This is a genomic window from Mesorhizobium sp. M8A.F.Ca.ET.161.01.1.1 (assembly GCF_004792105.1).
GTDB lineage: Bacteria > Pseudomonadota > Alphaproteobacteria > Rhizobiales > Rhizobiaceae > Mesorhizobium.
Window position 1 is genome coordinate 222,840 of sequence record NZ_SRTD01000003.1, and the last position, 22,749, is coordinate 245,588.

Here is a 22,749-nt window from a genome sequence, read left to right on the forward strand (position 1 = left end):
ATCTATGCAATTTCGCTGATGGATGATGCATCCATGCAACACCCATACCGCCATGCAATGCGAAAAAGATTAAGAAAATCAGATCATCCATGGCGCATAGAGCGGCGCGTTGACGGCGTTCATCTCGGCGGCCCGGCCACGCTCGCGGCGTGTCGTCTCGACGATCTCGAAGGCCGTGCGGTCCGACAGCAGGCGCCGCAGCGCGGCGGCGTTCAGCCGGTGGCCGCCGCGATAGGAGCGGAAACAGCCGATGAAGCGCGCGCCGGCCAGCGCCAGGTCGCCCATGGCGTCGAGCGTCTTGTGGCGCACGAATTCGTTGGGGTAGCGCAGGCCACCCATATTGATGACGCGGTTGTCGTCACCGATCACCAGCGAGTTCTCGAGCGAGGATCCCAGCGCATAGCCGGCGGCCCACAGCCGTTCGACGTCCTTCATGAAGCCGAAGGTGCGGGCGCGGGCGATGTCGCGGCGGAAAATATCGGCATTGATGTCCGATGCGAACAGCTGGCGGCCGATCGCCGGGCTTTCGAAATCGATCTCGACCTCGAAGCGGGTGCCGTCATAGGGCCTGAACTCGGCCCAGGAGGCGCCGTTCTCGATGCGGACCGGCTTGACCACCCTGATATAGCGGCGCTTGACGGCCAACACCTCGATGCCGGCCTGGTCGATGGCTTCGACGAACGCCATGGCACTGCCGTCGAGGATTGGGACCTCGTGGCCGTCGATCTCGATGATGACATTGTCGATGCCGAGCCCGAACAGGGCGGCCATGATATGCTCGACCGTGGCGATGTGCTCGCCCGAGGGATCGCCAAGCATGGTGCAAAGGTCGGTGGCGCCGATCTCGGAAAACAGGGCGCGGAACTCACGGCCCTGCCCGTCGCCATTGAGAAGCTGGAACACGATGCCGGTATCGGCATCCGCGGGCAGGAAACTGATGGAAACTTCTTTGCCGCTGTGAACGCCGGTGCCTGTAAGCGACGCGCGCGTCTTCACTGTCGTCTGGTGGTCGTGCAAGACAATCCCCATAAGCCCGTAATGCCTAGGTCCGCTTCTCCAGCCCGAGGGCGCGGCTCTTGTTAAATCGGCAGGCAGGGCTACTTCCCCCGAAATCCCCGCATACCGACCATGGTAGGCAGCGAAGATAATGTCCCGGCAGGGAGACTCCAAATCACGGTTTCTTACTCTTTGTAACCGCGAACTGGAACCTATATGGCACGATAACCTATTGATTATACAGCCTTTTAAACGTTAACAGGCAAGCAATTTCTTGCTTGCCTGTTAACAATTGTTACAATCCGTTAACCGCTCAGTTGGCCTGGCGGCGCAGGAACGCCGGAATCTCCAGCTGATCATCGTCCTGAGTCGCCCTCACCTGCGGCGTCAGACGGCCCTGGTCGTCCAGCTGGCCGCGGCGCGGCGCGTAGAGCTGGGCGTCCTGGCTGGCGAGGCGGCGCACTTCCGGTGCGGCCTGGCGCAGCTTGGGCTCGCGCGGCTGCGCCGGCTGCAGCCGTGCAGGCTCCTCTTCGCGGCGGGTCAGGCCATTGGTCAGGCGCTTCAGGAGACCCATCGGGCCGCTGTTCTCATGGTCGGCGGGACGGCTCTTGGCGTCGACCTCCGCCTTCACGACCGGCGGAAAATCCTCGACGCGCGGCATGCGCTGCGGCGCCATCGCCACCGGCTGCTGGACCTCACGCAGCATTTCGCGCGGCTGCGGAGCCGGCTGCATCATCTGCTGGACAACAGGCTGAGGCATCGGTTGCGCGGGCGGCGCCTGGAAGATCTTGCTCTGCGGGCGGAAATCGTCCGCATGGGCGACCGGTGCCGGACGAGCCTGCGCCATGGCAGCGGCGTTCGCTTCGGCCAACTGGATGGCTTCGGCAACTGGATCGGCGGCGCGCGGCTCATACACGGCCTGCTGGACCGGCACCGGGCGGCTTTCCACCGCGGCGACGGCCGGCCGGGCGGCCGGCTTCGGCGGCGCCGTGCGGATCGAGATCGGCGCGGCGGCGATTTCAGCGGCCGACTTGTCGATGCCGGTCGCGACCACCGAGACGCGGATGACGCCCTCAAGTTCCTCGTCGAAAGTGGCGCCCAGGATGATGTTGGCGTCCTGGTCGACTTCTTCGCGGATGCGGGTCGCCGCCTCGTCGACTTCGAAAAGGGTCAGGTCGCGGCCGCCGGTGATCGAGATCAGCAAGCCCTTGGCGCCCTTCATCGAGGTTTCGTCGAGCAGCGGGTTGGCGATCGCGGCTTCCGCGGCGGCCATCGCCCGGCCTTCGCCCGAAGCTTCGCCGGTGCCCATCATCGCCTTGCCCATCTCGCGCATCACCGAACGCACGTCGGCGAAGTCGAGGTTGATCAGGCCTTCCTTGACCATCAGGTCGGTGATGCAGGCAACGCCGGAGTAGAGCACCTGGTCGGCCATCGCGAAGGCGTCGGCGAAGGTGGTCTTGTCATTGGCCAGCCGGAACAGGTTCTGGTTGGGGATGACGATCAGCGTATCGACGCACTTCTGCAACTCCTCGATGCCGAAGTCGGCCGTCTTCATGCGGCGCTGGCCTTCGAAGTGGAACGGCTTGGTGACGACGCCGACGGTGAGGATGCCCTTCTCGCGGGCTGCGCGGGCAACCACCGGAGCAGCACCCGTACCGGTGCCGCCGCCCATGCCGGCGGTAACGAAGCACATATGGGTGTTGGTGAGATGGTCGAGGATCTCGTCGATGCACTCTTCCGCCGCCGCGCGGCCGACTTCCGGCTGCGATCCGGCACCGAGCCCCTCGGTGACATGCGCGCCAAGCTGGATCAGCCGCGAGGCCTTCGACATGGTCAGCGCCTGCGCGTCGGTGTTGGCCACGACGAACTCGACACCGCGCAGTCCGGCGGTGATCATGTTGTTCACGGCATTGCCGCCGCCGCCGCCAACACCGAACACGGTGATGCGCGGCTTAAGCTCGGTGATGTCCGGCTTCTGCAGATTGATGGTCATTGTCTCCGTCCTTTGCCTTTCACGCCGCTTCGCCGCCGCGGCCGCCTATGGGGCTGTCCCCGTCAATTAGAAACTGTCTCTCAACCACTGACTCATGCGATGCAGTTTTCCACCCGTTCCGGTCATCCTGAGACCGGAAATACCTTTCGCCGGATGGCTCTCGAAGCTCGCCATCTGCGGATAGATCAGAAGCCCGACTGCGGCCGAGAAAGCCGGGCCTTTCGCTGCTTCCGGCAGGCCCGCCACGCCGAGCGGGCGGCCGATGCGCACATTGCGCCCCAGGATGCGGCGTGCCGCCTCGGGCAGGCCGGCCAGTTGGCTGGCGCCGCCGGTGAGCACGACGCGCTTGCCGACCGCATTGCCGTAGCCGGATTTGTTGAGCCGGTCGCGCAGGAGTTCGAGCGTCTCGTCGATGCGGGCGCGCACGATGCGCGTCATCACCGAACGCGGGATCTGCAGCGGCACGTCGCCATCGTCGCCGATCGGCTGGATCGAGACCAGGTCGCGGTCGTCGGCGCTGCCCGGCAGCGCCGAGCCGTGCATCACCTTCAGCCGCTCGGCGGCATCGAGCGACGTCGAAAGCCCCTTGGCCATGTCGAGCGTCACATGATTGCCACCGATGGCGATGGCGTCGCCATGGACGAACTTGCCTTCCGAAAACACCGAGATCGTCGTCGTGCCGCCGCCCATGTCGATGCAGGCGGCTCCGAGTTCGAGCTCGTCGTCGACGAGTGCCGCCAGCCCGCTGGCATAGGGCGTCGCCACCATGCGCTCGACCGACAGGTGCGAACGGTTGATGGAGAGCTCCAGATTGCGCATCGGCGCCGCATCACCGGTCAGCACATGCATGTCGACGCCAAGCGCATCGCCCACCATGCCGCGCGGATCGCGCACGCCGCGCTCGGCATCGAGCGAGAAGCCGACGGGCAGCGAATGGATCACCTCGCGTTCGGCCTTCAGCGCCTGCTTGGCGCCGGCACCGAGCACGCGCTTGATATCGGCCTCGTCGGCCTCGTGGCCGCCGAGGTTGATGGTGGCTGAAAAGGCTTCGCTCTTCAGTCGTCCGGCGGTCATGTTGACGATCAGCGAATCGACCGTCAGCCCGGCCATGCGCTCGGCGGCGTCGACGGAGAGGCGGATGGCATGCTCGGCGCGGTCGAGATCGACGACGACGCCCGACTTCACCCCTTGCGATTTCTGGTGGCCGATGCCGATCACCTGGATCCGGTGAGAGCGGCCGCGCAGAAGCTTGCCGTCATCGTTCGGCTTCAGCTTGGCCACCATGCAACAGACCTTGTTCGAGCCGACATCCAGCACCGTCAGGGTGCCGGACCGGCGCGACGAGGCATCGCCAGAACCGCCAAGCCAGCTCATATCTTCGTCTCCGGCTTGCGCTTGAGGGTTTTCGGCTTCTCGTTGAGCGCGGCCTCGCGCTGCGTCGCCGCCTGCGGCGTCAGCTCCACGACCAGCCGGTCTGTCAGGCGCATGTCGACAGCGGCGATATCGCGCGACAACAGCCCCTTGTCATGGTCCATCTTGACGAGTTCGGCGAGCGCCTGGTCCTCGTCGTCTTCGGGCAGCTTGACGGTGATGCCGTTGTCCAACTTGAGGTCCCAGCGCCGCTCGCCGACGCGGACATAGCCTTTGATGCGACTGGCGAGGTCGGGATATTGCTCGATCTTGGCCAGGAAATCAGGCGCCTTGGCCGGCGCGCCGGTGCCGATCAACAGCGGCAGGAGCACCTGCTTGCCGCCCGAGAACGGCGCGATGACGGCGCCATCCTTTTCGATGACGGAGAGATCATCGCCCTGCTGCCAGAGCGCGAAGGCTTCGCGCTCCTCGACGCGCACTTCCAGCGTGTGCGGATAGACCTTGCGCACCGCGGCAATCTCGATCCACGGCAAGGTAGCGATGCGCTCCCGCGCGGCCTCGGCATCGAAGCCGATCAGCGACGTCCAGCCATCGAGCTCGAGCCGGTCGAGAATGTCGATCTCCGAGGTCTGACGGTTGCCGACCACCTTGACCTGATCGACTGCGAAGCCGGTGCGGGCGGTGATGCTTTGAATGATGCCGTCGGCATGACCGCCAAGATAGGCGCCATAGGCCCCGCTCGAAGCCAGCAGCACCGACGACATGATCGCGGCGGAGAAGCGCGGCGCCTGAAATTCACCATCACCCAGGCGCGTCAGGATGCGCACCGGGCGGCGAAGCACGCGCGGCAGAACGAAATGGTCCAACGACAATGGCAGGCCGAACAGCGACGGCCCGGCCGCGCCCCTCACCTTGCCCTGTCCCCATTTCAACGCAGACACGAAGCGTCCTCCACCATCCAACTCAACAGTTCACCAAACGAATGCCCGGCATGGGCGGCAATTTCAGGCACCAGAGACGTCGGCGTCATGCCCGGCTGAGTATTGATCTCGAGCCATACAACCTCGCCATTTTCGGAGTGACGATCGTCATAACGGAAGTCCGACCGGGAAACGCCCCGACAGCCGACAGCTTGGTGAGCCTTGAGCGCCAGTGTCTGTATTTTTTGGTAAATATTCGGTGAAACTTTTGCGGGGCATTCGTGTTTTGATCCGCCCGCGACATATTTTGAATCATAGTCGTAGAAGGAATGGCCCGTCGGGATGATCTCGCAGACGCCGAGCGCCACGTCTCCCATGACGGCGCAGGTCAGTTCGCGCCCATGGATGTAGCGCTCGACCATGACGGTATCGCCATATTTCCACTCGGACGACCCGATGACCTGCGGCGGGTGCGACTGCCCTTCCGACACGATGACGACGCCAAAGCTCGACCCCTCGCTGACCGGCTTGACCACATAGGGCGGCTTCATCGGGTGCTTGTTCTGGATGGAGAAGCGATTGGCGACCTTCGATTCGGCAACGCGGACGCCGACCGACTTGACGATCTTCTTCGCCTGCTCCTTGTTCATGGCAAGCGCCGAGGCGAGCACGCCGGAATGGGTGTAGGCAATGCCGAGATATTCGAGGATGCCCTGGATGGTACCATCCTCGCCAAAAGGCCCATGCAGCGCATTGAAGGCGACATCGGGCTTGAGCTCGGCAAGCACCGAACCGACGTCGCGCCCGACATCGACACGGGTAACCTGATAGCCTTCCTGCTCGAGCGCATCTGCACAGGCCTTTCCAGAAGACAGGGACACGGGCCGCTCGGACGAGAAACCTCCCAGCAATACGGCCACATGCTTGTTCTTCATTCCCCGTCATCCCCTCTCACGGCGGACTAAAAACCCAAGGATTTCCGCAACATTGAGTCCGAGTCTCCCGGCAGGTTGCCCCCCCAGACGGAAAACGCGGGTAACGCGTCGAACGACTCAAATCAGGAAACGCTTTAGGGCAGAGAATCAGAGAGTTGATTCCCTGGCAAGTGCTTATGATTCCGAGGGATTCACTTTGTGAGAAAACGGATGCGAAAACCGTCTCGCTGAGTCTTTGCGGCAACCATTCACGGCGTTTCTATCCCGTTGAAGTTCACGCATCACGTGAACTTCAACAGCGGCTAGCCAATTCCTCGGCACAGGAGTTCTGACGGATCGACTGAGCCTGCGTTGATTGACGGCATGCCTTGGCGATTAGCCGAAGCGCCAATCACTTCGTCATCCTATGGCGGAGCAAGGAGCGAAGCGACGCGGCGCAGACCATAGGATCCATGCCGCGACCGCGAAGCGTTACGGCGGTGCAGAATTCTGCTCCGCTGCACTCCACGGCCAAGGTCACGGAATGGATCCTCGGGTCTCCGCGACGGAGCTTCGCTCCTGCTCCGCCCGTGGATGACGAAGTCGGAGAGACATCTGCCAATCTCCAAGGTCTGCAATAGCTCGAACGATGGGCGGCTCCGGCCGGCAGACCAGCAACTCGCCAAATCCGCTGTGCCTTAAAGCAACTGGCCCAGGAACTCCTGCACGGCATGTCCGGAACGGAAATTGCCGATGCGCTTGATCTCCCACTGCAGCCGGATGCCCGAATGCTCGAGCACCCGCGCGCGCACCGTCTCGCCGAGATATTCGAGGTCGTAGCCGGTCGCGGTTCCGGTATTGATCATGAAGTTGCAGTGCATCGGCGACATCTGCGCACCGCCGATCATCAGGCCGCGGCAACCCGCCTTGTCGATTTCCTTCCAGGCCGAGGTGCCTTCCGGATTCTTGAAGGTCGAACCGCCCGTCTTCTCGCGGATCGGCTGCACGGTTTCGCGATGGTTCTGCACCGCGTCCATCGCCGTCTTGATCACCGCCCTGTCCTCGGCAAAGCCTTCGAAGACGGCCGAGGTGAAGATCAGCCCGGCGGGCGCCGCCGAATGGCGATAGGCATAGCCCATCTCGGAATTGCTCAGCGTCAGGGCGTTGCCCCTGCGGTCGACCGCCCGCACCTCGACAACGCGTTCGCGCGTCTCGACGCCATTGGCGCCGGCATTCATCCTGAGCGCACCGCCGATGGCGCCCGGAATGCCGTGATAGAAATGGAAGCCGCCAATGCCGGCCTCCAGCGCCACCGCCGCCACACGCTTGTCGGGCGCGGCGGCGCCTGCCTTGATCCTGATCGGGGAAATGACTTCGGCCTCGCCAAAGCCCTTGGCGGAAAGCCTGACGACGAAACCCGGAATGCCGCCGTCGCGGACCAGAAGGTTCGAGCCGACACCGACAATCGTCAGGGGGATCTCTTCGGGAACCGCCTTGAGGAACGCCGCGAGGTCCTCCTCGTCGGCCGGCTGGAACAGTGCCTCGGCAAGGCCGCCCGCCCGGAACCAGGTGATCTTGTCCATCTCGGCATTTGGCGTGATGCGGCCACGCAGGCCGGCAAGCCGGTCGCCAAGTCTGTCGATCAGGGCCTGGCCGTTCATCATGAGGCGGCGAGCTCCTTCGGCAGCGCATAGGCCCATTGGGTGATATTGCCGGCACCCAGGAAGACGACGAAGTCGCCAGGCTTGGCGATGTCGCGGATGACGGGCGCGATATCGCCCGGCCCCTCAATGTAGCGCGCGTCGCGATGGCCGCCGGCACGTATGCGCGACACCAGCGCGTCCGAGGTCACGCCGTCGATTGGCTCTTCGCCGGCGGCGTAGACCGGCGCCACCATCACCGTGTCGGCATCGTTGAAACAGGCGGAGAACTCGTTGAACAGATCGTGCAGCCGGGTGAAGCGGTGCGGCTGGGCAATGGCGATGACACGCCCATTGGTGGCGCTGCGCGCCGCCTTCAGCACCGCCGAGATTTCGACCGGGTGATGGCCGTAGTCGTCGAACACGTCGACACCGTTCCAGGATCCGGTATGGGTGAAGCGGCGCTTGACGCCGGCGAAGGACGACAGGCCCTTCTTGATTGCCTCGGCCGACAGGCCGAGTTCGTGCGCGACCGCGATCGCGGCCGTCGCGTTGGACACATTGTGGCGGCCAGGCATCGGCAGGCGCAGGCCCGCTATCGTCGTCTGGCCGCGCCCCTTGCGGTCGCGGATGATCACGTCGAACTCCGAGGTCGCTCCCGCCATGCGGTGGTTGGTGAAGCGCACGTCGGCCTGAGCGTTCTCGCCATAGGTGATGACGCGCCGGTCCTCGATGCGCCCGACCAGCGCCTGCACTTCCGGGTGATCGGTGCACATCACGCCGAAACCATAGAAAGGCACGTTCTCGACGAACTGGCGGAACGCTTCGCGCACATTGTCGAAGTTGCCATAATGATCGAGATGCTCGGGATCGATGTTGGTGACGACGGCGATGTCGGCAGGCAGCTTGAGGAAGGTGCCGTCGCTTTCGTCGGCTTCGACCACCATCCACTCGCCGTCGCCCATGCGCGCATTGGTGCCATAGGCATTGATGATGCCGCCATTGATGACGGTCGGGTCGAGCCCGCCGGCTTCGAGCAGTGTCGCCACCATCGAGGTCGTCGTCGTCTTGCCATGCGTGCCGCCGATGGCGACAGCCTGGCGGAAACGCATCAGTTCGGCCAGCATCTCGGCGCGGCGGACAATGGGCAGCAATTTCTCCCGCGCCGCCTTCAGTTCCGGATTCGACTTCTTGATCGCCGTCGAGACGACGATGACCTCGGCGTCACCGAGATTCTCGGCCTTGTGGCCGACGAAGCATTCGATGCCCTTGTCGCGCAGCCGTTGCACATTGGCGCTGTCCGCCTGGTCGGATCCTTGCACCTTGTAGCCGAGATTGTGCAGCACCTCGGCGATGCCGCTCATGCCGATGCCGCCAATGCCGATGAAATGCACGAGGCCAATGGTCTGCGGCATCTTCATGGGTGCGTCCCCTTCCTGAAATCCGATACTGTTTTGCGGGACGCAATAGCCTCTGTGAGATCGGCGAGCAACCGTGCCGCGTCCGGCCGGCCGACCGATTTGGCCGCGGCAGCCATCGTCGCGAGCCGCTCCGGCTGGTCTATCAGGGCGCCGAGCAGTGCCGCGATGCGCTCGGACGAAAGCGATGATTGCACATGCACTTCGCCGCCGCCGGCGGCGGCAAGCGCCGCCGCATTGGCCGCCTGGTCGTGGTCGAGCGCAAAGGGATAGGGCACCAGCAATGCCGGCCGGCCGATGACGGCGATCTCCGAGACGGTCGAAGCGCCGGAGCGCGAGAGCACCAGATGCGCCGCGGCAATGCGCGCCGCCATGTCGGTAAAGAACGGCGAGACCTCGACGGCGACTCCGAGCGCGGCATAGGCCGCCTTCACCCGTGCCACGTCGTCCGCGCGAGCTTGTTGGGTAATGACAAGGCGTCTGCGCTGTGCATCGGAAAGCAGCGCGACTGCCCCCGGCATGGCATCGGAAAAGAATTGCGCGCCCTGACTGCCGCCGAACACCAGCAGGCGGAAAGGCTCATCCCCGGTTGAAGCCACGTAAGGTGTCCTGGCTGCTTCGAGCACCGCTGGCCTGACCGGATTGCCGGTCGTCACCGTCTTGGCGCCGGCCGCACTCTCATCTTGCGGCAGGAAGCCGCCGGCGATCGCGTCGACGCGGCCGGCCAGCGCCCGGTTGGCGCGCCCCATCACCGCGTTCTGCTCGTGGATCAGCGTCGGCACCTTGCGCCGCGTCGCCGCATAGAGCGGCGGCAAGGTCGGATAGCCGCCAAAGCCCACGACGGCCTCCGGCTTGATCCTGCCGATGACGGCGGAGGCCTGACGCACGCCACTCCAGATTTTCCAGAAGGCGCCAAGCAGGGCGAAGGGGTTTTTCGAGCCGAACGTCGCCGACTGGATGGGATGGATGGCCGCTGCCGGGAAATGGCCGGCAAACCGTTCGGCGCGGGTGTCGGTCGCCAGATGCACCGCCCAGCCGCGCTCGATGAGTTCATGCGCCAGCGCTTCGGCTGGAAACAGATGTCCGCCGGTTCCGCCCGCGGCGAGAAGGATAACGCCTCTGGCCATGTCACTCCGCCGGCATGGCGCGCTGCGGCAGCGCAAAGCCCATCTGCTTGCGCTTTTCCGGCCGCTTGCGCGTCAGCGCCAGCACCATCCCCATCGAGATGGCGATGGCGATCTGCGAGGAGCCGCCATAGGAGATGAAGGGCAGCGTCATGCCCTTGGCCGGCACCAGCTGCAGGTTGACGCACATATTGATGACGGCCTGCAGGCCGAACACGGTGACCAGGCCGCCGACCGCATAACGGGTGAAGTCGTCATGCTCCTTCAGCGCCGTGTTGAGGCCGCGCAGCACGATGAAGGCGAAGATCGACATGATGAAGAAGCACATGATCAGCCCGAACTCCTCGCCCGCGACCGAGAAGACGAAGTCGGCATGGCTGTCGGGGATGACCCGCTTGACCGTGCCCTCGCCCGGCCCGACGCCGAACCAGCCGCCATTGATCAGCGCGTCACGCCCCATGTCGACCTGGAACGTGTCGCCTTCGCCGGTGAGGAACTTGTCGATGCGCAGCGCGACGTGCGGAAACACCGTATAGGCGGCGAAGACGCCGCCGACGCCGGCCGCGCCCAGCACGATGATCCACAGCCACGGCAGCCCCGCCATGAAGAACATGATGCCCCAGGTGCCGGTGGTCAGCATGGTCTGGCCGAGGTCCGGCTGCGCCACCAGCAGCGACACGACCAGCACCAGCAGCAGCATGGCGAACAGATTGCCGGGAATGTCGGGCTGGCGTTTGTGTTCGGCGAACAGCCAGGCGCACATGATAACGAAGGCCGGCTTGAGGAATTCCGACGGCTGGATCGAGAGGCCGGCGAGCGAGACCCAGCGCCGCGCGCCCTTCACCTCGACGCCGACATAGAGCACCGCCACCATCAGCACCAGCATGAGGCACAGCATGATCAGCGACATGCGCCGGATCTCTCTGGAATCGAGGAAGGAGACCGCCAACATCACGCCGAGCGCGGGCACGGTGAAGATGATCTGTCGGGTGGCGAAATGGAAACTGTCGAGGCCGATGCGTTCGGCGACCGCGGGACTTGCCGCGAAGGACAACACGATGCCGAGCCCCATCAGCGACAGGAACGCCGCCAGGAACCAGCGATCGATGGTCCACCACCAGGTTGCGACCGGACTTTTGTCGAGACGGCTCTGCATTATCGTGCCCCTCCGATGGGTTTGACGCCATCTATAGCGCTCGCAGCTTGCCTGAAGGCTTCGCCGCGGACCTCGAAATTCTTGAATTGGTCGAAACTGGCGCAGGCCGGCGACAACAGCACCACCGCCTCGCCGCTGTCGTCCTTGGCCGCGTCATGCGCGGCATGCTCGACCGCGGCCGCCAGCGTGCCCGAGATTTCGTAGGGCACGGCCTCGCCCAGCGTCGCCGAAAAGGCGGGGGCGGCCTCGCCGATCAGATAGGCCTTGGCGATGCGCGGGAAGAAGCCGCGCAACGGTTCGATGCCGCCCTCCTTGGGCAGACCGCCGGCGATCCAGTAGATGCGGCTGAAGCTGGACAGTGCGGGAGCAGCCGCATCGGCGTTGGTCGCCTTGGAATCGTTGACGAACAGGACATGGTCCTTGCGGCCGACCTGCTCCATGCGGTGGGCGAGGCCCGGGAAGCTTTCGAGCCCCGACTGGATCTCGCCGAGGTCGAGACCGACCTTGAGGCAGGCGGCGACGGCGGCCAGCGCGTTCTGCGCATTGTGCTGGCCGCGCAGCGAGCCGATGCCTTCGAGGAAGGCGACACGGCTGTAGCGGCCATGCACCGCTTCCATCAGGTTGGTGCCGTCGGCGAAATAGCCGTCGGTCAGCGGCAGCCGCTTGGAAATACGGATGACCTGCCGCCCCGCCCGCTCCAGCCGCTCGGCAATCTGAGCGCACCAGGAATCGTCGATGCCGATGATCGCAGTCTCGCTGCCCGCCACCAGCCGCTCCTTGATCGAGGCGTAGTGCTGCATGGTGCCGTGGCGGTCGAGATGGTCGGGCGTCAGGTTGAGCAGGATGCCGGCCGTCGGATTGATCGAGGGCGCAAGGTCGATTTGGTAGGACGAGCATTCGACCACATAATGCCGGTCGGGCGTCGGCGGATCGAGCGTCATCACGGCGCGGCCGATATTGCCGCCCATCTGCGTGTCGCGCCCGGAAGCTTGAAGGATATGCGCCGTCAGCGCCGTCGTCGTCGACTTGCCGTTGGTGCCGGTGATGGCGATGAAGGGAGCATCCGGAGCGCTGAGTGTCCTCTCCCGGCAGAAAAGCTCGATGTCGCCGATGACCTCGACGCCTGCGCCACGCGCGAGCTCCACCGTCCAGTGCGGCTTGGGATGGGTCAGCGGCACGCCGGGCGACAGCACGAAAGCGGAAAAGCCGGCCCAGTCGGCGCCACGCAGGTCGCCGGTTGCGATGCCGGTGGCGGCGGCCTTGGCGACGCTGTCGGGATTGTCGTCCCAGGCCAGCACTTGCGCACCGCCCTCGATCAGAGCGCGCGCCGTGGCGATCCCCGAGCCGCCGAGCCCGAAGAGCGAAACACGCTTGCCTGCGAAGGATGCGGCGGGGATCAAATGGCAGCCTATCTGAGCTTGAGGGTGGAGAGGCCGACCAGCGCCAGGATGACGGCGATGATCCAGAAGCGGATCACCACCTGGCTTTCGGTCCAGCCGAGCTTTTCGAAATGATGATGGATCGGCGCCATCAGGAACACGCGCTTGCCGGTCATCTTGAAGTAGCCGACCTGGATGATGACCGAGAGGATCTCGACCACGAACAAGCCGCCGACGATGACGAGCACGATCTCGTGCTTGGTGGCGACCGCGACCGTGCCGATCAGGCCACCCATGGCGAGCGACCCGGTATCACCCATGAAGATCGCCGCCGGCGGCGCGTTGAACCAGAGAAAGCCAAGGCCGGCGCCAATGACCGCGCCAAGCACGACCGCCAGTTCGCCGGTGCCCGGCACGAAATGGATCTGCAGGTATTCAGCGAAGACCGCGTTGCCCGAGAGATAGGCGATGACGCCGAAGGACGCCGCCGCGATCATGATCGGCACGATCGCCAGACCGTCGAGGCCGTCGGTCAGGTTCACCGCATTGCCGGCGCCGACGATGACGAAGCAGGAGAACGGGATGAAGAACCAGCCGAGGTTGATGATGAATTCCTTGGCGAAGGGGAATGTCAGTGACGACGAGAACGGCGCCTGGCCATTGTGCATGATCGCCCAGGCGGCGATACCGGCGATAACGAATTCCAACGCAAGCCGCGCCTTGCCGGAGAAGCCGAGATGCGACTGCTTGGTCACCTTCAGGTAGTCGTCATAAAAGCCGATCGAGCCGAAGCCGAGTGTCACCAACAGCACCACCCAGACATAGATGCTGGACAGGTTCGCCCATAAAAGCGACGAGCCGATGATGCCGGACAGGATCATCAGTCCGCCCATGGTCGGCGTACCCGCCTTCTTGAAATGCGTCTGCGGCCCGTCGGCGCGGATCGGTTGGCCCTTGCCTTGCCTGAGCCGCAGCGAATTGATGATGGTCGGCCCGAAGATGAAGACGATCAGCGCCGAGGTGATCAGCGCCCCGCCGGTGCGGAACGTGATGTAGCGGAAGACATTGAAGACAGAGACCTTGTCCGCGAAATCGACCAGCAGTGTGAACATGCGCTTTCGTCCCCCGACTAGGTCTGGTTGCTGGTTGTCGTCTCGGCCGGGAATTTGCCCAGCAGCGCATCGACCAGTTTTGCAAAACCGATGCCCTTCGACGATTTGATCATCACCACGTCGCCCGGCCTTAGCGCGGCGAGCAGAACCGGCTTCAACTCCTCGACGCCGGCGCGGTATTCCGTCCTGATATCGCCCGGCAGCGCTTCCGCCAGCGACCGCATCTCCGGCCCGCCGAGAAAGACTGTCCGCGTGCCCGTGCCGACGATGAGATCGGCAAGGGCGGCATGCAGCTTTGCCGAATGGTCGCCGAGCTCCAGCATGTCGCCAAGCACGGCGATGCGTCTGCCCTCGCCCGTCACCGGCGTCGCGTTGAGCAGCGCCATGGCGGCCGCCATCGAGGCCGGATTGGCGTTGTAGCTCTCGTCGATCAGCGTGATCGGGCCACCGTGCGTCGCGCCACCGGGCTGGCCCGAAGTCGGGCCACCGGGATGCCGCAGCACATGGCGCTTGCCGCGCCCGCGCTCGGCGGAGAGATCGGCCAGCGCCAATGCCACCTTGTCGAGATCGGCGCCGACCAGATGCGCGGCGCCCAGCACCGCCAGCACGTTTTGCACCATGTGCCGGCCGGGCGCTCCGATACGAGCGATCATATCGTGGCCGCTGATCCTGGCGGCGATGTCGGAATGGTCGGCATGCAACTCGCACTTGACCAGCTTGAACGTCGAGCGCGCATTCTCGCCGAAGCCATAGACATGCTCGACGCCGGCAGCTTGCGCCATCTTGTCCAGCAGCTTGAAACGCGCATCGTCGCGGTTGAGAACTGCGGCGCCCTCGGGTTCCAGCCCTTCAAAAATCTCGGCCTTGGCCCTGGCGATCTCGTCCAGATTGCGGAAGAAGCCGAGATGCGCGGCCGCGATCATGGTGACGATGGCGACATGCGGCCGCACCATCTTCACCAGCGGCCGGATCTCGTCGGGATGGTTCATGCCGATCTCGAACACGGCATAATCGCAGTCATCGGGCATGCGCGCCAGGGTCAGCGGCACGCCCCAATGGTTGTTGAACGACTGCGCCGAGGCATGCACCTTGCCGACGGCCGAAAGCACGTGGCGCAGCGCCTCCTTGGTGGTGGTTTTGCCCGCGGAACCGGTGACCGCGATGATCTTGGCCTGCGAGCGGGCGCGCGACGCGACACCGAGCTTTTCCAGCGCAACCAGAACGTCCTCGACGACGATGATCGGCGCGGTCAGCCGGCCAAGCGAGGGCAGCTTGCCTTCTGCCACCACCAGCACGCCGGCGCCGGCCTTGATGGCCGCGGTGACGAAGTCATGGCCGTCCATCGTCTCGCCCTTGATGGCAAAGAAGGCGTCGCCCGGCTGCAGGCTGCGGCTGTCGATCGAAATGCCCGATATACCTTCGGGCATGGGGCCGAGCGGCCGCCCGTCCGTGGCGGCAACCAGCGCTTCCGAAATCCACAGCAAACTCATGCGGCACGCTCCCTGAGCGCGGCGCGCACTTCCTCGTGGTCGGAGAAATGCAGGGTTTCCGAGCCGATCGTCTGGCCTTCCTCATGGCCCTTGCCGGCCACGATCAGCGTGTCGCCGGCATGCAGCATGCGGACAGCCTCGTGGATTGCCTTGCGCCGGTCACCGATTTCGATGGCGCCGGGCGCCGCGGCAAGAATGGCGGCGCGGATGCTTTCGGGCACTTCGGAGCGCGGATTGTCGTCGGTGACGATGACGACATCGGCGAGCCGGGTCGCGATCTCGCCCATGATCGGTCGTTTGCCCCGGTCACGGTCGCCGCCGCAGCCGAACACGACCATCACGCGACCGGTGGTGAACGGACGCACCGAGGCCAGCACATTCTCCAGCGCATCCGGCTTGTGGGCGTAATCGACATAGACCGGAGCCCCGCTCGCCGTGGTACCGACGAGGTCGAGCCTGCCCGGCGCGCCTTTCAATTTCTCCAATGCCCCCAAGGCCTTGGCGACAGGTGTTCCGGTGGAAATGGCAAGCCCCGCCGCAACCAGCGCGTTGGCGATCTGGAAATCGCCGGCGAGCGGCAGGTCGATTTCGTGGATCACACCGTCGGCTTCGACCTCGGCACGCTGGCGATGACGCTCATGCTCGACCCGCTTCAGCCTGAGGAAATCGCCATGACGGCCGACCGTCAGCACGTCGAGCCCGGCGGCCCGAGCTGCCTTTATCGTGGGTTCCGACCAAGGATCGTCGGCGAAGACGATAGCCGGTGCGCCCTTCGGCAGCAGCGTGTCGAACAGGCGCAATTTGGCACGGTGATAATCCTCGACCGTCGGATGGTAATCCATGTGGTCGCGGCCGAGATTGGTGAAGCCGCCAGCCGAGAGCCTCACCCCATCGAGGCGGCGCTGGTCGAGCCCGTGGCTGGAGGCCTCCATCGAGGCGTGGGTAACGCCGGCATCCGTCAATTCCCGCAGCAACTGATGCAGGGCGACCGGATCGGGTGTCGTCAGCGAACCATATTCGTTGCGGCCGGGTGCCACCACGCCGGTGGTGCCGATCGAGGCGGCGGCGTATCCCGCCTGCTCCCAGATCTGCCGGGTGAAGGCGGCGACCGACGTCTTGCCACTGGTACCGGTCACGGCGACCATGGTTTGCGGCTGTCTGCCGAAATAGCGGGCGGCGCTCAACGCCAGTGCCAGGCGCGGATCATCGACCGCCAGCACCGGAACCGGCAAATCGGCCAGGCCGCTGCCTTTGCCCGTGACGATCGCTGCAGCGCCACGTCGGGCCGCGTCGGCGGCGTAGCTCGCGCCATCGGCCTTGGTTCCGGCAAGCGCGAAAAAGACGACGCCGGGTTTCACCTGGCGGGAATCGGACGAGATGCCTGTAACCTCCAGATCGACGGAAGCTGTTCCTTCGACTGGCAGGATACCGGCTAGATCTTTGAGCTTCATCGAGTCCCGTTCACCGCAACAAAATAGCGCGCAGTTGCCGGCGCGCCCCAAGAATCACTGATAGGAAACCAGCGTTGCACCATTTTCATGGCTGAAATCTGGCTTCACGCCAAGCATGGCCGCTGCACGCCTGATGATATTGCCGGCCATGACCCCCGCATTGTTGGCCGCGACGTCGGTCATCCCAGGCTTTTCCGGATGCGGGGCGTCGGCGATCGTGAACACCAAATATTGCGGATCGTCCATCGGGAAGGCGGCGACAAAGGTGTTGAAATTCAATTCCTTCGAGTAACGGCCGTTGATGACCTTCTCGGCCGTTCCGGTCTTGCCGCCGACGCGGTAGCCGGGAACCCGGGCATTTCTGGCCGAACCCTTCTCGGCGTTGAGCGAATAGAGGTAGCGCATGCCCTCGACGGTCTTTTCGGTAACCACTTTCTTGGCCGCCGCCATCGCATCCTCCTGGCTGCGGACCAGAAATGTAGGCTGCATCAGAAAGCCGCCATTGACCAGCGCCGCGCAGCCGACAGCCGCTTGCAGCGGCGTCGTCGACACGCCATGGCCGAAGGCGATGGTGAACGAATTGACCTGCTTCCACACCTTCGGCTCGGTCGGGCGGGCGACTTCGGGCAGTTCGGTCTGCATCTTCTCCAGAATGCCGAGGCGATGCAGGAATTCGCGGTGCGCCTCGATGCCGACCAGCTCGGCCTCCCTGGCCGACCCGATGTTGGACGAATAGAGGAAGACCTCCGGCAGCGACAGCACACGGTTCTTGCCGTGGAAATCGTGAATGGCCTGGTGGCCGACCCGGATTGGATGCGAAGCGTCGAAGCGGCTCGACATCGTCGCCTTGCCGGAATCGAGCGCCATGGCCGAGGTGAAGCTCTTGAAGGTCGAGCCCATCTCATAGAGCCCCGCCGACATCCGATTAAGCCGGTCCTTGTCCTGCGCGTTGTAGGGATTGTTCGGATCGAAATCCGGCACCGAGGCCATGGCCACCACTTCGCCGGTCTTGACGTTGAGCACGACGGCGCCAGCGCCCATGGCGCGATAGCGCTCCAGGCCGGCCGCGATCTCGTCGCGCACCACATGCTGGACGCGCAGATCGATCGAAAGCTTCACCGGCCTGAGATCCTTCGCCACCGCCAGGCCCGACGCCTGCAGGTCGCTCAGGCCCTGCTCATCGATATATTTCTCCATGCCGGAGATGCCCTGGTTGTCGATGTTGGTCAGGCCGACGATGTAGGAGGAGGTCTCGCCGCTCGGATAAAAACGGCGCTTTTCGGTGCGGAAGCCAAAGCCGGGAATGCCGAGCTGCATGATGTCGGCCTGCTGCTTGGGCGTCAGTTGCCGCTGCAGCCAGACGAAGCCGGCGCCGCTCTTCAGCTTGTGATAGGTCTGCTCGTAGTCGATTTCGGGCAGCACCGTCGACAGCTTCTCGATAGCCTCATCGGCATCGACGATGCGGCGCGGCTCGGCGAACAGCGACGCCGTCTTGATGTCGGTGGCCAGAACTTCACCGTTGCGATCGACAATGTCGGGACGTGACGCCGTCACCCGGCTTTGCGGACCGCCCGACAGGTCGGGTGTCTGGAAACCGAGATAGACCAGCCGCCCCGATATGGTCGAGAAGATGCCGAAGAACACCGCCATCGTCATCACGATGCGGGCCTTGCCCTTGCCGCCGGTCGCCTTGCGGGCGCCTTCGACCACGATCGACCCGTCCTCGCTTGTCCTGGCGCGGCCTACCGTGGCGAAGCGCTTCAGCAGTTTGCCGATCATTGGGCGATGTCTCCGGTGACGACGGGATCCTTGTCGCCCGAGGGCGCCTTGTCGGAATTGTCGGCCACGGCGCCCTGGCGCCCGTTCAGGATGTCCTGGATGTCGAGCGCCTTGGCCGGCAGGTCGCCCAGGCCCACGATCTGCCGGCCACTGACCGGCTCCAATGCGAGCTGCGCCTTATAGAGTTCGGCCAGCTTCTGCAGCCGCGACGGCTGGGTGAGCAGGCTCCAGTCGGCCTTGAGCAGGTCGATCGTGTCCTCCTCAAAGCGTATCTCGGCATGGATCTTCTGCACGGCCGCCAACTGGTCCTCGGCCTCGCGCTTGGCCTTGTAGGTCAGGGCCGCTGCCGAAACCATGACGGCGATCAGGACAATGTCGCTGGTACGAAACACGTGCTTACCTCTCCCCCGGCCGATCGATGCCGGGAAGCTTTGGAAGGCCGAAAATCGAAAAATCGTCGCCGCGCGCCGGCGCCTCGGTGCGGACCGCCGCGCGCAGCCTGGCCGAGCGGGCGCGTGGGTTGGCCGCAACCTCGGCGTCGCCTGCCGTCACGCCGCCACCAGCCTTGCGGAAAGTCGCGGTGCGCGCCTGCGCCTCCGGCATGTGGCGCGAGCCGGTCATGGCGTCGGCGCGATCGGCGATGAAGCGCTTGACGATGCGGTCTTCAAGCGAATGGAACGTCACCACGACAAGTCGGCCGCCTGGCTTCAGCGCGCGTTCGGCCGCGAACAGCGCCTTGGCCAATTCACCGAGCTCGTCATTGACGAAGATGCGCAGCGCTTGAAAAACGCGGGTCGCCGGATGGATCTTGTCCTTCGGCGCGCGGCCGATATGCGTCTCGATGGCGTCGGCGAGTTCCAGCGTGCGCTCGAATGGCCGTTTTTCCCGGCGCGCCTCGATCATGCGGGCGATACGGCCGGCGTGACGCTCCTCTCCGAGGAAGCCGAAGATGCGGGCAAGGTCGCCCGGCTTGAAACTGTTGACGACATCGGCGGCGCTCAGGCCCGCCTGCGCCATGCGCATGTCGAGCGGGCCGTCGAAGCGGAAGGAAAAGCCGCGCTCGGCCTGGTCGATCTGCATCGAGGAGACGCCGATGTCGAGGACGACGCCATCGGCGCTGTCGATGTGTTCGTCGAGCGTCGAGAACGGCGCCTGCACCAGCCTCAGCCGACCGCCGGACTGCGCCTCGAGGTCGCGGCCGGCCGCGATGGCATCCGGATCGCGGTCGATCGCAACCACGGACGCGCCAGCCGCCAGGATGGCCTTCGTATAGCCACCGGCGCCGAACGTACCGTCGATGATGATGTCGCCCTCCGCCGGCGCCAGCGCTTCCAGCACTTCGCCAAGGAGGACCGGAATGTGGCGGACCGATCCGCCAACGGCGTTGTTATCATCGCCGTGGCCCACCATCATTCCGGTCGCTCCCCAGCCTTGGCCTCGTGAGCCTTCGTCCCCTGCCGAAGCTGCAAAAGCCTGGCCCGCGCCTGCGCCCCGTAGGTCGCGAGCCGTCCCGGCTCCCAGATCTGAAAGAAATTGCCGCGCCCGACAAAGGCCACTTCCGCCGAGATGCCGGTATGTTCGCGAATGAAATCGGTCATGGTTATGCGGCCGTCCTGGTCGAGTTTCAGGAACGCTCCGTCGCCATGGCAGAAGAACGACATGTCGTCCGCCGTCTGCAGGAAGGGGTCTTCCCGGGCGATGCGCTGCTCGTAGCGGTCGAGCAGGTCGAGCCCGCCGACATCCATCGCCGTCAGGTCCAGGCAACGCAGCGCGTAGAGTTCCGAATAGCCGCGCTTCTGCACCACGGCACGAAAATGCGCGGGAACGGACACCCGCCCCTTCGCATCGATCCTGCTCACCGTGTTCGACAGAAACCGGTCCATCACACGTTACAGCCGCTTGCGCCGCCGCACCCCTCTTCATCGTGTCGCACGCGCCACCGCCGCGCGTTGCCTGCCCCGCACCCACCTCGTCCACAGGGGCGAAAACCGGCAAACGCACAGCCGCCGCGGCTGCCCGATTGGCGAACGCTTTACCCTGACGCGGAACGAAGGCTTTGATGTCGAAATGGGATATCATGGGGCACTATGGGCGTCAACGGGAATAGGCTTCTCAGACACGCGCGCCACGCCGACGAGAAAGGCTTTGACAGCGCGCCTCGTCTTTATGATCCATTAAGCCTAACGAAGCGTTTAGAGCCTGCCTGGCCCAACTGGAGGCGCCTTGCCGTAAACCGCGGCCGGGCATAGCGTCTCGTCCATCTCACCGACCACCAAGGGATTTGAAATCGATGCCTGAAACTGCGAAGTCGCGCGCTGCGGCCCTTCCCCATTTGCGTCGCAGCGGGTTCGCCATGGGCGATTCCATTCCCCTGCCGCTGACCATGGCCGCCATCTTCCATGCACCGGGCGACGCCACCGGCTTCAACCAGTACGGCCGCTTCAGCAACCCGACCTGGGATGCCGTCGAACACATGTTGTCCCATCTGGAAGACGCGCCTTGCGTCGGCTTTCCCTCGGGGATGGCGGCGATCTCGGCGGCATTCTTTGCCGTGCTCAAGGCCGGCGACCATATCCTGCTGCCTTCGGACGGCTATCACACCACCAGGGCGCTGGCCGATCGCTTCCTGAAGCCGCTCGGCGTCACCTACGATGTCAGGCCGACATCGACCTTCCTCGACGGCGGCTTCGCGGGTTACCGCCTGGCCTTCGTCGAAACGCCCGCAAATCCGGGACTGGACATCTGCGATATCGCCGCTGTCGCCGAAGCCGTTCACAAGGCGGGCGCGCTGCTGGTGGTCGACAACACGACGATGACGCCCTTCGGCCAGCGCCCTCTCGATCATGGTGCCGATATCGTTGTCGCCGCCGACACCAAGGCGCCCAATGGCCATTCCGACGTGCTGTTCGGTCATGTCGCCAGCCGCAATGCGGACATCATCGCCGCCGTGACCGGCTGGCGCGAGGTCTCGGGCAGCATCCCCGGCCCGTTCGAAGCCTGGCTGGTGCATCGCGGCCTGGAAACATTGGACGTGCGCTTCGACCGCATGTGTTCATCGGCGGAAGTGATCGCGCGGCGGCTGCAGGGCCATCGGGCGATCAGCGGCCTGCGTTATCCCGGCCTGGAAGGCGATCCCTCGCACAATCTTGCCCGCGCCCAGATGGAGCGCTTCGGCTTCCTCATCTCCTTCGAACTCGCTTCCGAGCAGAAAGCCGAGGATTTCATCAACGGCTGCGAATTGATGCAGGCCGCGACCTCCTTCGGCGGCGTCCACACCTCGGCCGAGCGGCGTTTGAAGCGAGGCGACGCGGTGCCGGCTGGCTTCGTACGCCTGTCGGTCGGCTGCGAGCCGGTGGAAGAACTCTGGAAGGCGATCGAGGCCTCGCTGGACAGGGTCAGCGGCTGAGCGAACCGTCAGGGATTGAGATCATCGACCTCGATCTTTCGCCGACCATGCGGCACACGGACGATTTCGACGGCATCGGCACCGACTCGGTACAAGGTGAGGTAGTCGCCGACGACCAGGTGACGAATACCGGTGCTATGTCGTCGCGTGGCGCACCTGAAAAGGGGTAAGCTGCGAGCTGTAGCCATCTCGCCTCGAAACGATCAAGCAACCGATCGGCTGCAACCTCGTTGTCGCGCGCAATATGAAGCCAGATCGCAACCAAATCTTCTTCCGCACGCGCGCTTCGCTGGATGGTCAGCAAATTCATGCCGCATCGTGGGATCGCAAACGCCTGCGGGCCTCGGCCTTGATTTCATCCATTGACGCGAAGCGGCCCGGCCCGCTGTCGATCCCCTCCTGCACCAGCTTGCGCAGTTCTTCGACCGTGTAGCCCATCAGGTCGCGGCGGTCCTTCCATTGCCGCAACGCATCGCGGATCACCTCGCTCGCCGAGGCGTATTCTCCAGCCGCGACCACATCGTCGACCGCCCGCGCCAGTTCCGGCGAAAGCGTGATGCTGCGTTTGTCCACCTGACCCATGATAGGCTCCCGATGATG

At 64.6% G+C, this 22,749-nt stretch carries 20 protein-coding genes; 1 reads left to right on the plus strand and 19 read right to left on the minus strand.

The window, feature by feature from the left end:
• Positions 1-78: 78 nt before the first annotated feature.
• From lpxC to mraZ, 17 genes are all read right to left on the minus strand, one after another.
• Positions 79-1,029 (minus strand): UDP-3-O-acyl-N-acetylglucosamine deacetylase, encoded by a 951-nt coding sequence (gene lpxC / locus EN804_RS09755; protein WP_127279709.1) that lies wholly within the window; start codon positions 1,027-1,029, stop codon positions 79-81.
• A gap of 280 nt (positions 1,030-1,309) precedes the next feature.
• Positions 1,310-2,989: a cell division protein FtsZ gene (gene ftsZ, locus EN804_RS09760; RefSeq protein WP_135919270.1), complete on the minus strand. Its 1,680-nt coding sequence runs from the start codon at positions 2,987-2,989 to the stop codon at positions 1,310-1,312.
• A gap of 66 nt (positions 2,990-3,055) precedes the next feature.
• Positions 3,056-4,363 carry a cell division protein FtsA gene (ftsA, locus tag EN804_RS09765; RefSeq protein ID WP_010910249.1) on the minus strand — a complete coding sequence of 436 codons (1,308 nt, stop codon included), beginning with the start codon at positions 4,361-4,363 and terminating at the stop codon, positions 3,056-3,058.
• On the minus strand, positions 4,360-5,301 hold the full coding sequence (locus tag EN804_RS09770; RefSeq protein ID WP_127280469.1) for a cell division protein FtsQ/DivIB: 942 nt from the start codon (positions 5,299-5,301) through the stop codon (positions 4,360-4,362). The genes ftsA and EN804_RS09770 overlap by 4 nt, the downstream gene beginning before the upstream one ends.
• Entirely contained in the window at positions 5,289-6,215 is a 927-nt protein-coding gene (locus tag EN804_RS09775) for a D-alanine--D-alanine ligase (protein WP_135919271.1), read from the minus strand. The genes EN804_RS09770 and EN804_RS09775 overlap by 13 nt, the downstream gene beginning before the upstream one ends.
• A 677-nt stretch (positions 6,216-6,892) precedes the next feature.
• Complete coding sequence (gene murB, locus EN804_RS09780) at positions 6,893-7,858, minus strand: UDP-N-acetylmuramate dehydrogenase (protein WP_135919272.1); 966 nt, start codon at positions 7,856-7,858, stop codon at positions 6,893-6,895.
• Positions 7,855-9,255 carry a UDP-N-acetylmuramate--L-alanine ligase gene (gene murC / locus EN804_RS09785; protein ID WP_135919273.1) on the minus strand — a complete coding sequence of 467 codons (1,401 nt, stop codon included), beginning with the start codon at positions 9,253-9,255 and terminating at the stop codon, positions 7,855-7,857. Before murC ends, murB begins: the two co-directional genes overlap by 4 nt.
• Positions 9,252-10,379: an undecaprenyldiphospho-muramoylpentapeptide beta-N-acetylglucosaminyltransferase gene (gene murG, locus EN804_RS09790; protein ID WP_135919274.1), complete on the minus strand. Its 1,128-nt coding sequence runs from the start codon at positions 10,377-10,379 to the stop codon at positions 9,252-9,254. Before murG ends, murC begins: the two co-directional genes overlap by 4 nt.
• A gap of 1 nt (position 10,380) precedes the next feature.
• Positions 10,381-11,532 carry a putative lipid II flippase FtsW gene (gene ftsW / locus EN804_RS09795; protein WP_127275791.1) on the minus strand — a complete coding sequence of 384 codons (1,152 nt, stop codon included), beginning with the start codon at positions 11,530-11,532 and terminating at the stop codon, positions 10,381-10,383.
• Positions 11,532-12,932: a UDP-N-acetylmuramoyl-L-alanine--D-glutamate ligase gene (gene murD / locus EN804_RS09800; RefSeq protein WP_135919275.1), complete on the minus strand. Its 1,401-nt coding sequence runs from the start codon at positions 12,930-12,932 to the stop codon at positions 11,532-11,534. Before murD ends, ftsW begins: the two co-directional genes overlap by 1 nt.
• An 8-nt stretch (positions 12,933-12,940) precedes the next feature.
• Positions 12,941-14,023 carry a phospho-N-acetylmuramoyl-pentapeptide-transferase gene (gene mraY / locus EN804_RS09805; protein WP_015317207.1) on the minus strand — a complete coding sequence of 361 codons (1,083 nt, stop codon included), beginning with the start codon at positions 14,021-14,023 and terminating at the stop codon, positions 12,941-12,943.
• A gap of 17 nt (positions 14,024-14,040) precedes the next feature.
• Complete coding sequence (locus EN804_RS09810) at positions 14,041-15,513, minus strand: UDP-N-acetylmuramoylalanyl-D-glutamyl-2,6-diaminopimelate--D-alanyl-D-alanine ligase (protein WP_135919276.1); 1,473 nt, start codon at positions 15,511-15,513, stop codon at positions 14,041-14,043.
• Positions 15,510-16,964 (minus strand): UDP-N-acetylmuramoyl-L-alanyl-D-glutamate--2,6-diaminopimelate ligase, encoded by a 1,455-nt coding sequence (locus EN804_RS09815; protein WP_135919277.1) that lies wholly within the window; start codon positions 16,962-16,964, stop codon positions 15,510-15,512. Before EN804_RS09815 ends, EN804_RS09810 begins: the two co-directional genes overlap by 4 nt.
• Before the next feature lie 54 nt (positions 16,965-17,018).
• Entirely contained in the window at positions 17,019-18,743 is a 1,725-nt protein-coding gene (locus EN804_RS09820) for a penicillin-binding protein 2 (RefSeq protein WP_127275795.1), read from the minus strand.
• Positions 18,740-19,135 carry a hypothetical protein gene (locus EN804_RS09825; protein ID WP_127275796.1) on the minus strand — a complete coding sequence of 132 codons (396 nt, stop codon included), beginning with the start codon at positions 19,133-19,135 and terminating at the stop codon, positions 18,740-18,742. Before EN804_RS09825 ends, EN804_RS09820 begins: the two co-directional genes overlap by 4 nt.
• A 4-nt stretch (positions 19,136-19,139) precedes the next feature.
• The gene (gene rsmH / locus EN804_RS09830) at positions 19,140-20,156 is read right to left on the minus strand and encodes a 16S rRNA (cytosine(1402)-N(4))-methyltransferase RsmH (RefSeq protein WP_135866365.1); all 1,017 of its coding nucleotides are present in this window, start codon (positions 20,154-20,156) and stop codon (positions 19,140-19,142) included.
• Positions 20,153-20,626, minus strand: coding sequence for a division/cell wall cluster transcriptional repressor MraZ (mraZ, locus tag EN804_RS09835; protein ID WP_127275798.1), 474 nt, complete (start codon positions 20,624-20,626; stop codon positions 20,153-20,155). Before mraZ ends, rsmH begins: the two co-directional genes overlap by 4 nt.
• Before the next feature lie 407 nt (positions 20,627-21,033).
• Here mraZ and EN804_RS09840 point away from each other — a divergent pair, with 407 nt between their 5' ends.
• Positions 21,034-22,149, plus strand: a complete 1,116-nt coding sequence (locus EN804_RS09840; RefSeq protein WP_135919278.1) for a cystathionine gamma-lyase — start codon at positions 21,034-21,036, stop codon at positions 22,147-22,149.
• Here the strand turns inward: EN804_RS09840 and EN804_RS09845 are convergent.
• Both EN804_RS09845 and EN804_RS09850 read right to left on the minus strand, forming a co-directional pair.
• Positions 22,139-22,459, minus strand: a complete 321-nt coding sequence (locus EN804_RS09845) for a type II toxin-antitoxin system RelE/ParE family toxin (protein WP_348642041.1) — start codon at positions 22,457-22,459, stop codon at positions 22,139-22,141. The genes EN804_RS09840 and EN804_RS09845 overlap by 11 nt on opposite strands.
• Positions 22,456-22,731: a type II toxin-antitoxin system ParD family antitoxin gene (locus EN804_RS09850; protein WP_135919279.1), complete on the minus strand. Its 276-nt coding sequence runs from the start codon at positions 22,729-22,731 to the stop codon at positions 22,456-22,458. The genes EN804_RS09845 and EN804_RS09850 overlap by 4 nt, the downstream gene beginning before the upstream one ends.
• Between the last annotated feature and the right edge of the window lie 18 nt (positions 22,732-22,749).

Excerpts from the sequence above, each read along its gene's own strand:
- lpxC (WP_127279709.1), bottom strand. The coding sequence starts at position 1,029 with ATGGGGATTGTCTTGCACGACCACCAGACGACAGTGAAGACGCGCGCG.
- ftsZ (WP_135919270.1), bottom strand. The coding sequence starts at position 2,989 with ATGACCATCAATCTGCAGAAGCCGGACATCACCGAGCTTAAGCCGCGC.
- ftsA (WP_010910249.1), bottom strand. The coding sequence starts at position 4,363 with ATGAGCTGGCTTGGCGGTTCTGGCGATGCCTCGTCGCGCCGGTCCGGC.
- EN804_RS09775 (WP_135919271.1), bottom strand. The coding sequence starts at position 6,215 with ATGAAGAACAAGCATGTGGCCGTATTGCTGGGAGGTTTCTCGTCCGAG.
- murB (WP_135919272.1), bottom strand. The coding sequence starts at position 7,858 with ATGATGAACGGCCAGGCCCTGATCGACAGACTTGGCGACCGGCTTGCC.
- murC (WP_135919273.1), bottom strand. The coding sequence starts at position 9,255 with ATGAAGATGCCGCAGACCATTGGCCTCGTGCATTTCATCGGCATTGGC.
- murG (WP_135919274.1), bottom strand. The coding sequence starts at position 10,379 with ATGGCCAGAGGCGTTATCCTTCTCGCCGCGGGCGGAACCGGCGGACAT.
- ftsW (WP_127275791.1), bottom strand. The coding sequence starts at position 11,532 with ATGCAGAGCCGTCTCGACAAAAGTCCGGTCGCAACCTGGTGGTGGACC.
- mraY (WP_015317207.1), bottom strand. The coding sequence starts at position 14,023 with ATGTTCACACTGCTGGTCGATTTCGCGGACAAGGTCTCTGTCTTCAAT.
- EN804_RS09810 (WP_135919276.1), bottom strand. The coding sequence starts at position 15,513 with ATGAGTTTGCTGTGGATTTCGGAAGCGCTGGTTGCCGCCACGGACGGG.
- EN804_RS09815 (WP_135919277.1), bottom strand. The coding sequence starts at position 16,964 with ATGAAGCTCAAAGATCTAGCCGGTATCCTGCCAGTCGAAGGAACAGCT.
- EN804_RS09820 (WP_127275795.1), bottom strand. The coding sequence starts at position 18,743 with ATGATCGGCAAACTGCTGAAGCGCTTCGCCACGGTAGGCCGCGCCAGG.
- rsmH (WP_135866365.1), bottom strand. The coding sequence starts at position 20,156 with ATGATGGTGGGCCACGGCGATGATAACAACGCCGTTGGCGGATCGGTC.
- mraZ (WP_127275798.1), bottom strand. The coding sequence starts at position 20,626 with ATGGACCGGTTTCTGTCGAACACGGTGAGCAGGATCGATGCGAAGGGG.
- EN804_RS09840 (WP_135919278.1), top strand. The coding sequence starts at position 21,034 with ATGCCTGAAACTGCGAAGTCGCGCGCTGCGGCCCTTCCCCATTTGCGT.
- EN804_RS09845 (WP_348642041.1), bottom strand. The coding sequence starts at position 22,459 with ATGAATTTGCTGACCATCCAGCGAAGCGCGCGTGCGGAAGAAGATTTG.
- EN804_RS09850 (WP_135919279.1), bottom strand. The coding sequence starts at position 22,731 with ATGGGTCAGGTGGACAAACGCAGCATCACGCTTTCGCCGGAACTGGCG.